This is a genomic window from Streptomyces sp. NPDC002690 (genome assembly GCF_053592415.1).
In genome coordinates this window covers 1-3,367 of the sequence record NZ_JBSFVR010000555.1, presented here as the reverse complement: position 1 = coordinate 3,367, position 3,367 = coordinate 1, and the positions used below count along the sequence as shown (strand labels likewise).

The 3,367-nt window shown below is 72.5% G+C and carries 3 protein-coding genes; 2 read left to right on the top strand and 1 reads right to left on the bottom strand.

What is annotated here, in order from left to right; all coding sequences use genetic code 11:
• Nucleotides 1–342 precede the first annotated feature (342 nt).
• Nucleotides 343–1,563, top strand: coding sequence for an acetyl-CoA C-acetyltransferase (locus ACWD3D_RS35085; protein WP_451464733.1), 1,221 nt, complete (start codon nt 343–345; stop codon nt 1,561–1,563).
• A gap of 412 nt (nt 1,564–1,975) precedes the next feature.
• Nucleotides 1,976–2,923, top strand: a complete 948-nt coding sequence (locus ACWD3D_RS35080; protein WP_451464734.1) for a hypothetical protein — start codon at nt 1,976–1,978, stop codon at nt 2,921–2,923.
• A gap of 47 nt (nt 2,924–2,970) precedes the next feature.
• On the opposite strand, the gene ACWD3D_RS35075 is transcribed toward ACWD3D_RS35080, so the two are convergent.
• Nucleotides 2,971–3,288 carry a hypothetical protein gene (locus ACWD3D_RS35075; protein ID WP_451464732.1) on the bottom strand — a complete coding sequence of 106 codons (318 nt, stop codon included), beginning with the start codon at nt 3,286–3,288 and terminating at the stop codon, nt 2,971–2,973.
• Between the last annotated feature and the right edge of the window lie 79 nt (nt 3,289–3,367).

The window sequence follows — 3,367 nt, the reverse complement described above, 5'->3', positions numbered from 1 at the left end:
GCGCGGCGCGGCGGCGCCCGTGAGGAGAACGGCGGCCGGCCTGCGGGAAGAACGGACGGACGGCCTGCGGAAAGCCGGGCGAGCGGTCCGCGGAAAGGCCGGGCGAGCACCGCGCGAGAAGGCTGAGCAAGCGCTTAGAAAAGAGGTCCGCATCACACGGTCAGGCCGGTGACCTCGGCCTGACGTACGGGTAACTTCCCAGACAGTGATGCCGGAACGGTCCGGCGGGGTCCACCGTTCCGCGGTGGTTCCGGCCGGTCCGCCTGCCCGGCCGTCCGGTCGCGTCCCGCCCGGCCACGGCCGTACCGTCGTTGAGCCTTCCCGTCCCCCTGGAGCCGCGTGATGCCCGAAGCCGTGATCGTCTCTGCCGCCCGTTCGCCCATCGGCCGCGCCTTCAAGGGGTCGCTCAAGGACCTGCGCGCCGACGACCTGACCGCCACCATCATCCAGACCGCGCTGGCGAAGATCCCCGAGCTGGACCCGAGGGACATCGACGACCTGATGCTCGGCTGCGGCCTTCCCGGCGGCGAGCAGGGCAACAACCTGGGCCGCGTCGTCGCCGTACAGATGGGGATGGACCACCTGCCGGGCTGTACGGTCACCCGCTACTGCTCCTCCTCGCTCCAGACCAGCCGCATGGCGCTGCACGCCATCAAGGCAGGTGAGGGCGACGTCTTCATCTCGGCCGGTGTCGAGATGGTCTCCCGCTTCGCCAAGGGGAACTCCGACAGCCTGCCGGACACCCGCAACCCGCTCTTCGCCGAGGCCGAGGCTCGTACGGCTGCCCGCGCCGAGCAGTCCGGCAGCGACTGGCACGACCCGCGCGAGGACGGGCTGATCCCGGACGCGTACATCTCGATGGGGCAGACCGCCGAGAACCTGGCCCGCCTCAAGGGCATCAGCCGGGCGGAGATGGACGAGTTCGGCGTACGGTCCCAGAACCTGGCCGAGGAAGCCCTGAAGAACGGTTTCTGGGAGCGCGAGATCACCCCCGTCACCACCCCGGACGGCACGGTCGTCTCCAAGGACGACGGCCCGCGCGCGGGCGTCACGCTGGAGGGCGTCTCCGGGCTGAAGCCGGTCTTCCGCCCCGACGGCCTGGTCACCGCCGGCAACTGCTGCCCGCTCAACGACGGCGCCGCCGCCCTCGTGATCATGTCCGACACCAAGGCCCGCGAGCTGGGCCTGACCCCGCTCGCCCGGATCGTCTCCACCGGCGTCTCCGGCCTCTCCCCCGAGATCATGGGATACGGGCCGGTCGAGGCCAGCAAGCAGGCGCTGAAGCGCGCCGGCCTCACCGTGGACGACATCGACCTCGCCGAACTCAACGAGGCCTTCGCCGCCCAGGTCATCCCCTCCTACCGGGACCTCGGCCTGCCGCTGGAGAAGGTCAACGTCAACGGCGGGGCCATCGCGGTCGGCCACCCCTTCGGCATGACGGGCGCCCGCATCACCGGCACCCTGATCAACAGCCTCCAGTTCCACGACAAGCAGTTCGGCCTGGAGACCATGTGCGTCGGCGGCGGCCAGGGCATGGCCATGGTCATCGAGCGCCTCAGCTGACCCGCCGGGACCGAGCCGGCCGGCGCGCCGGTCAGCGCGCCGCATCAGCCGGAGCCGGGCGGGGGAATCCCTCCGCCCGGCTCCGTGTGCGGGCGCCCCACCGGCACGGGGCCCGGGGCGACGGGCCGCGCGTTCCCCCCGGAGGGGCGTCGCCTGCCTCCGCGAGGTGTCGGCGAATCCCGTCGAGCCCGCACCGTGACCGAATCTCCCCCAGGATGTGATGTGCGTCCCCGAGCGCCATCGTTTCCGCAGCTCAGAGGGGGTCGGGCGGAAACGCCGGGACCAAGGTCCTGTCCAGTTCGTGACGTTTTGCACTGACGGTCGGCGGAAGGACAGGACAAGCTGATGTAGGAAGTCGGGGGTATCGATAGAGACCGGGAGTATGTCAGTGAGCGCCATGTCGTTTGCCCTGTTGCTGACCACCGCCGCAGCCACGGCCGTGGGCGCCGCCGCCGTGCACACCGCTCGCGGACTGCACCGGCAGGTCGCCGGGCTGCGCGAGGAGCTCGCCCGGGACAGGGAGCTGACCCGCACGGTCCCGGCACAGAGCCGCACCGGCGCCGCTCCCGACGAGATACGCGCGGCCGTGTCGGAGGCTCTCGCCGAGGAGCGGGAACGAGAACTGGCCGAGGCGCGCGCCTTCTGGGCGGCGCAGGAGGCCCGTGACGCGGCCGACGCCCCGTCCCTGCTGGGCGGGCTGGCCGGCCTCGCCGAGGACGCCCCGTACTTCCTTCCCCGTCAGGCGGACTTCACCGGCCTGGAGGCGCTGGCTTTCCCCTTCGCCGAGGAGACGGACGAGACCGACGAGACGGTGTTCGCCGCCTTCCCGACCGTTCCCGCCCACCCCGACGACGCGGGTGTGACCGAGGCGATGCGGGAGTTCGCCGAGTCGGCGGAGCTCGGCGACTCGGCGGCCTCCCGCGAGGCGGCCGGTCCGGGCGAGGATCCCGGGACCGCGGCCGGGCCCGCGGAGTTCGCGGACGACTCTCCGGAGCTGGCCGCCGCCCGCCGCCGCCACCCGTCCCACCCGGACTTCGTCCCGGTGCGCACGCCGGTGGTCACGGACCACGAGCGCACGGTGAACCGTCTGGAAGAGCTCGCCTGTACGGGCATCGGGCTGACGGACGTACGCCCCGGTCCGCTCGGCACCCTGGACGTGTACGTCTTCGCCGACGGCACCACCCTCTGCATGACCCCGGGGCACCGGGAGACGGCCGAACGGCTCGCGGACTCCCTGCGCGCGGGCGAACAGCCGGTGCTGCTGGGCGGCTCGGGTGTCTCGGGCGCCTACGCCCTGACCTTCTCCTGCGGCGCGGACAACGTCTACATCCTCGCGGACCGCGTCATCGCCTCGTTCTGACCCGGGCGGGCGCGGGCGGCCCCGGCTCCGCCCGAACGCTCCGGGCTCTACGCGAACGCTTGCGCCGCCGCCCCGGTCACGTACCGCACGGCCTCGTCCAGTTCCCCGGGCGAGGCCGTTTCCAGTGCCACCGCCAGATCGTGGCCGGCGACGGACACCTGGTCCCCGACGCCGAACATCCCGCCGTCCGGCATGACGTACGGCTCCCGACCCGGGCGTTCCACGCGCTGCGCGCGGGCGCTCAGCTCCCGTGCCACCGCCAGCGCCCGCTCGGCGGTGCCCTGCTGGAGGCGGCTCTGCGGGGCGGCTCGCAGGCGGTCGGCGAAACGGTCCACGACGGTGATCAAGGGCGTTGTATCAAGCACTCCGCGACCCTAACGCGGACGGCCCGTAGATCTCGTCGGTCAGCACCCACAGCCCGTGCTCGACGGCCCAGCGGCCGAT

Excerpts from the sequence above, each read along its gene's own strand:
- ACWD3D_RS35085 (WP_451464733.1), top strand. The coding sequence starts at position 343 with ATGCCCGAAGCCGTGATCGTCTCTGCCGCCCGTTCGCCCATCGGCCGC.